The sequence below is a fragment of the Streptomyces sp. H27-C3 genome (genome assembly GCF_030063415.1).
GTDB lineage: Bacteria > Actinomycetota > Actinomycetes > Streptomycetales > Streptomycetaceae > Streptomyces.
Genome location: NZ_JASITA010000092.1, coordinates 1 through 5,380 on the forward strand (window position 1 = coordinate 1; position 5,380 = coordinate 5,380).

4 protein-coding genes and 2 pseudogenes are annotated in these 5,380 nt (G+C 67.0%); 5 read left to right on the plus strand and 1 reads right to left on the minus strand.

Translation table 11 applies throughout. The features are described from left to right. Nucleotides 1–54: 54 nt before the first annotated feature. The 5 genes and pseudogenes from QMK30_RS37990 to QMK30_RS39040 all read left to right on the plus strand — a co-directional run. Nucleotides 55–459 (plus strand): annotated as a pseudogene (locus tag QMK30_RS37990) (transposase); the annotation flags it as partial. 119 nt (nt 460–578) lie between these two features. Continuing rightward, nucleotides 579–1,697 carry a tyrosine-type recombinase/integrase gene (locus QMK30_RS37995; protein WP_283522897.1) on the plus strand — a complete coding sequence of 373 codons (1,119 nt, stop codon included), beginning with the start codon at nt 579–581 and terminating at the stop codon, nt 1,695–1,697. Then, nucleotides 1,694–3,223, plus strand: a complete 1,530-nt coding sequence (locus QMK30_RS38000; protein ID WP_283522899.1) for a tyrosine-type recombinase/integrase — start codon at nt 1,694–1,696, stop codon at nt 3,221–3,223. Before QMK30_RS37995 ends, QMK30_RS38000 begins: the two co-directional genes overlap by 4 nt. Further along, nucleotides 3,213–3,656: a DUF6262 family protein gene (locus tag QMK30_RS38005; RefSeq protein WP_502963316.1), complete on the plus strand. Its 444-nt coding sequence runs from the start codon at nt 3,213–3,215 to the stop codon at nt 3,654–3,656. The genes QMK30_RS38000 and QMK30_RS38005 overlap by 11 nt, the downstream gene beginning before the upstream one ends. Nucleotides 3,657–3,711: 55 nt before the next feature. Next, nucleotides 3,712–4,128 (plus strand): annotated as a pseudogene (locus QMK30_RS39040) (transposase); the annotation flags it as partial. A gap of 245 nt (nt 4,129–4,373) precedes the next feature. On the opposite strand, the gene QMK30_RS38015 reads toward QMK30_RS39040, so the two are convergent. Beyond that, the gene (locus QMK30_RS38015) at nt 4,374–5,156 is read right to left on the minus strand and encodes an SDR family NAD(P)-dependent oxidoreductase (RefSeq protein WP_283522900.1); all 783 of its coding nucleotides are present in this window, start codon (nt 5,154–5,156) and stop codon (nt 4,374–4,376) included. Nucleotides 5,157–5,380: the final 224 nt, after the last annotated feature.

A 5,380-nucleotide genomic window follows, 5' to 3' on the forward strand; every position in this document is an offset into this window, starting at 1 on the left:
CCCCCCCCCCCCCCCCCCCCCCCCCCCCCGCAGCTCTGCCCGAAGGGCACCGTCATGCGCCGCCGCACCTATCCCTCGGACACCTCCGACGCCGAGTGGGCTCTGATCGAACCGCTGCTGCCGCCCCCGGCCTGCGACACTCCCCGCGGCGGCCGGCCGGAGAAGCATCCCCGCCGCGAGATCGTGGACGGCATCCGCTACGTCGTCGACGCGGGCTGCAAGTGGCGTGCTCTGCCCGCGGACTTCCCACCCTGGCGGACCGTTTGGGGCTTCATGGCCCGCTGGGCAGCGGCCGGAGCGATCGGGCAGATCCGCGACCAGCTCAGCCGCCGGATCCGCCGCGATATGGGCAAAGGACCCAGAGCGGTGGCCACCGTGATCGACTCCCAGAGTGTGAAGGCCGCCGAGACCGTCGGCAAGGACTCCCGCGGCTACGACGCGGGGAAAAGGATCAATGGCAGTTATCTCAAGCCCGTATCAGCCTGTCGTTGACGTGTGCGAGGTTCGCTGAAGGTCCCCCAACTCCCTTGATGGATGCGGTTATCTGCCGCTGTCCATCACGAAGGAGGTGAGGCGCGATGCGCGTACACAGGGTGCTGTCACCCGGGTCCACGACGGAGTCGTGGACACTGCTGGGAGACGACCTGCGGCCGGTCGATCCGGTGGAGTCGTTCCTGGCCTATCTGACGGCGATCGAGCGGTCGCCGAACACCGTCAAGGCGTACGCCCACGACCTGAAAGACTGGTGGATCTACCTTCAGGGCCGTGGCCTGGGCTGGAAGTTGGCGGACCTGGAGGCGGTCGCCGCCTTTGTGGCCTGGCTGCGCTTACCGCCGCTGGCCCGGGACGGGGCGGTGGCGGTGCTGCCGACGGTCGAGCACCATTGCACCGCCTCCAGCGTGAACCGCAAGCTCGCCGCCGTCAGCACGTTCTACGAGTTTCACGCCCGCGGCGGGATCGAGGTCGCGGACCTGCTGGTGACTATGCGCCCGGCCGGACGGCACCGGTCTGCCGCCACCTCCTACAAGCCGTTCCTGCAGCACATCGCCTCCGGCAGGCTCGAGCGGACGAAGACCATCAAGCTTAAGACCGGCCGCAAGCGTCCCCGCGTCCTGACCGCCGCCCAGGCCCAGAAGATCCTGGACAGCTGCGAACACCTGCGGGACCGGCTTCTGTTCGCCCTGCTACTGGACACCGGGGTGCGTATCGGCGAGGCCCTCGGCCTGCGGCACGACGACATCGCGATCGCCGAGAAGCAGGTGACCGTAGTGCCGAGGCAGAACGACAACCGGGCCCGCGCGAAAGCCGGCCGCACGCGGACCATCCCGGCCAGCGCGGAGTTGATGCGGTTGTACTCGGACTATCTGCACCGCGAGTATGGCGCGCTCGATTCCGACTACGTCTTCGTGAACCTCTTCGCCGAGCCGCACGGCCATCCCTGGGCCTATCCAGCCGTCTATGACCTGGTCAGACGGCTGCGGAAGACCACGGGCATCGTCTTCGAGCCCCACCAATACCGTCGCACCTACGCGACCTGGCTGCTGCGTCGCGGGGCGGGCATGGAGAACGTCAAGGAACTCCTCGGGCATGCCTCGATCAGCACCACGATCGATACGTATGGGCACCTCACCGTCGAGGACGCCCGCCGCACCCTGGAGAACGCGGGCTGGTTCACCGGACGGGAGGTCCAGCTGTGACCTTCACCGCCGCAGGCATTGGCCCTGGTCATTCCGGGCTGCTGGGAAAGCTCCTGGCCGTGGTCCGGGCCGAGTTCCGCACCGAGATCTACCGCCCGGCCCCGGGCGACCCAGTCTTCGTCGCCCTGGCCTGCGCCGTTGCCGATTGTGACCGCGTCGTCAGCATGCGCGGGCTCTGCAACGGGCACGTGATCCGCTGGCGACACCGCGGCCGCCCGGCGATGGAGGAGTTCCTCGCCAATCCCGGTCGGCCCGTTCGTGGGCGGCAGGCCCTGGCGGTCTGCAAGATCGCCGGTTGCCGCTACGGGAACTTAGGCAAGGGCTACTGCGCCAAGCACTACGAGCGGTGGCGCCGAGCCGGACGGCCCGACCTGGATCTGTGGGATGCACCGAATCTAGTGGAGCCCGCTGACGCCCCGGCCGAGTGCCGCCTGTCTTTCTGCACCCTGTGGGCGGAGGGCCCGCAGATGCTGTTCTGGCAGAACAGCTGGGACGATTCCCTGCCGGGCACCGCCACGTTCTATCCCGGTGACATCCCGCCGGCCCCGGCCCCGGCCGTCACGGTCTCGCGCCGGCTGGCCGAGCACGTCATGGCCCAGGTCGAGTCCGAGGAGTGCCTGGACCGCTGTGACAACCCGTCCGGTCGCCTGATCACGCTCATCCTCGTCCGTGGGGGGCTACGGATCTCCAGCGTGATCTGCCTGGACTTCGACTGCCTCCTCCACGATGGCCAAGACGCCCCCTACCTGCGGTATTTCAACACCAAGATGAAGCGCGAGGCGGCCGTCCCGATCGACGAGGACCTTGAGCAGGCGATCCGCGACCACCAGCAGCGTGTTCTCGAACGCTGGCCCCAGGGCACCGGCGTCCTGTTTCCCCGGCCGCACGCAAACGCCTCGGGAAGGCTGCGGATCTCCGACGGCAGCTACCGGCAGATGCTCCGCCGGTGGCTGACGACCTGCGACATCCGCGATGAGCATGGCCATCCCGTTCATTTGACGCCCCATAAGTGGCGGCACACTTTCGCCTGCCGACTGATCAACCGTGACGTCCCTCAGGAGGTCGTACGCGTTCTCCTCGACCACGAATCATCCCGGATGACCGCCCACTACGCGCGGATCACCGACCAAACCGTCCGACGCCGCTGGGAGGCGGCAATGAAGGTCAACATCAAGGGCGAGCACGTCGAGCTCGACGCCAGCGGACCGCTCGGCCAGGCCCAATGGGCCAAGACGCGCTACGGCATCGCCACCCAGACCTTGCCCAACGGATACTGCGGGCTGCCCGTCCAGAAGACCTGTCCGCATGCGAATGCCTGCCTGACCTGCCCCGTCTTCCTCACAGGACCCGAGTTTCTGCCCGAGCTCCGCGAACAGCACACCCGCACCTTGACGTTGATCGACAACGCGAAGAGTTGCGGTCATGCCCGCGTCGCCGAGATGAACCAGCAGGTCGTCGACAACCTCGACCGCATGATCAGCGAGCTGGACGACGGCCAGGACGAGGCGGCTGCGGATGCCGGCTGACAACTCCCACCTCATCGTTGCCGCGGCCCGTCGCCGGTCCACGGCAACCCGCCGACGCGCGATCGCCGCCCTGAGGCGGATGGACGCCACCGGCGCCGCGATCACCTTCGAGACCGTCGCCCGCGAAGCGGGCGTCTCCCGGTCCTGGTTCTACAACCAACCCGACATCAGAGCCGAGATCACGCGGCTTCGCGCGCGCCACCGGTCGATCCCCGCCGCACGGCAGGTTCCCGACCGGCAACGGGCCTCCGGCGCTTCCCTTCATCGACGCCTGGAAGCTGCCACCGAGCGCAACCGACAACTGGAGACAGACAGCCGGGAGTTGCGCGAAGCCCTCGCGCTCGCGCTCGGCGAACGACGCACCGCCGACCTGCCAGACCGCCGCGGCGACACGCCGAGAAAGAAATCCTCCACCGTCATCGGACCCTGCTGAGGAGACCGTCGAGGACACCGTCCTCCACACAACACGCCAGGTCAGACACCCGCAAGATCGGCCAGCTCAAGATAACGGCCGCAAGCGCCACCTGGTGGTCGACACCCGCGGCCTTCAGCTGCTGGTCATCGTCACCCCCGCCTCACTCACCGACCGTGACGCGGCCAAGGAAGTACTCTTCCGCCTCCGCCTGATGCACCCCGAAATCACCATCGTCTGGGCCGATTCCGCCTACGCCGGGAAGCTCGTGACCTGGGCAAAGAAATACCTCAACCGCACGATCAAGACCGTCAGCCGCCCCAAGGACACCTCCGGATTCATCGTGCTTCCCCGCCGATGGGTCGTCGAACGCACGCACGCCTGGATCATGAGCGCCCGCAGACACGCACGCGACTACGAACGCCTCGTCCAGCACTCCGAAACCTTGATCACTTGGGCGGCCATCACACTGATGACCCGCCGCATCACACGAGCCAAGAAGAGCCTCCCCCGCCCGTCGATCACCCCGCCCCAACTCGCGCAAGCCGCCTGAACCGGCAACCCCGCGATCACGACGAAGACCCGCACCGCACACCCCGACGCCCCCACTTGCCATGCATGGCTCACAAGCAGGCACTGAACGGACAGTGGTCCTCATCGGCGAACCTGGACACCATCAAGGCGTTCGTCTCGGCCCGACCGGGACAGCCAAACCGGTGATCTCAACTCGGCGCACACCTAATTCGGGAACGGGCCCCGTATCGTGACGCCTCCATCGACTACGAGACTTTGGCCCGTCACATAAGACGAGAGTGGCGAGGCCAGGTAGACGACCGCGGCAGCTGCGTCGCCGGGGACGCCGAACCGGCCCATCGGAATCTCAGCCGCTCCCTCGGCGTCCTCCGCGGAGTTCGCCACCGCGGTCGCGATCGCTCCGCACGCAACGACGTTCATACGAATGGCGTCGCCGGCATATTCTGCGGCGACGGTCTTAGCGAGGCTCCCGAGTCCGGCTTTGGCGGCACCGTAGCCTGCCTGCATGGGTGCGCCCATCGCTCCGGTGATCGAGCCGACGCTGACGATGGATCCCCCGTTCCCCTGGGCCAGGAACGTACGGATGGCAGCACGGGCTGCGCGCGCCACATACCGCAGGTTCATCTCGTAGACCAGGTCCCAGTCATCGTCACTCATCTCGTGCAGCCGCACGGCAGGCACAAATGCAACCTGCCCTCCGACAACGGTCACGAGGGTGTCGAGCGTGCCGAACTCGGCGGCGGCGTGGGCAACGAACCCATCGACATCCTGCCGGGAACGGACATCACCGACCAGCGGAATGGCGCGTGCACCGGCCTTTGTCAACTCATGAACCGCATCACGCGCTCGCTCCGGATCGATGTCCGCGATGGCTACAGCAGCACCAGCCACAGCGAATGCCCGCGAGATCGCGTGCCCGATACCTTGGCCTCCTCCCCCGATCACCAAGGTGTTCATGCCAGCGAGAGGGTTAGCGAAGTTGTCCACTACCGGATCCTCGCATACCCGTTGCCACCAGAGACTGGTCTCAACATCGGGACGTCGTATCCAGGCGATTTGCGGCGTTTGGGGTCTGAAACAAGCTCTGAGCCTCGATCCACCGTGTGAATTCTGATCGGGTTTCCGGCTGGGCTTCTCGTGATCTTTCCGGGTGCGGGCAGCACGTTGTGCCGGGTGGCCGTCCGGGGCGGGGTCTCCGAGGTCTTCCAGGT

What these genes read in the sequence shown, in the direction of transcription:
- QMK30_RS37995 (WP_283522897.1), top strand. Translation starts at nt 579, where the DNA reads ATGCGCGTACACAGGGTGCTGTCACCCGGGTCCACGACGGAGTCGTGG.
- QMK30_RS38005 (WP_502963316.1), top strand. Translation starts at nt 3,213, where the DNA reads ATGCCGGCTGACAACTCCCACCTCATCGTTGCCGCGGCCCGTCGCCGG.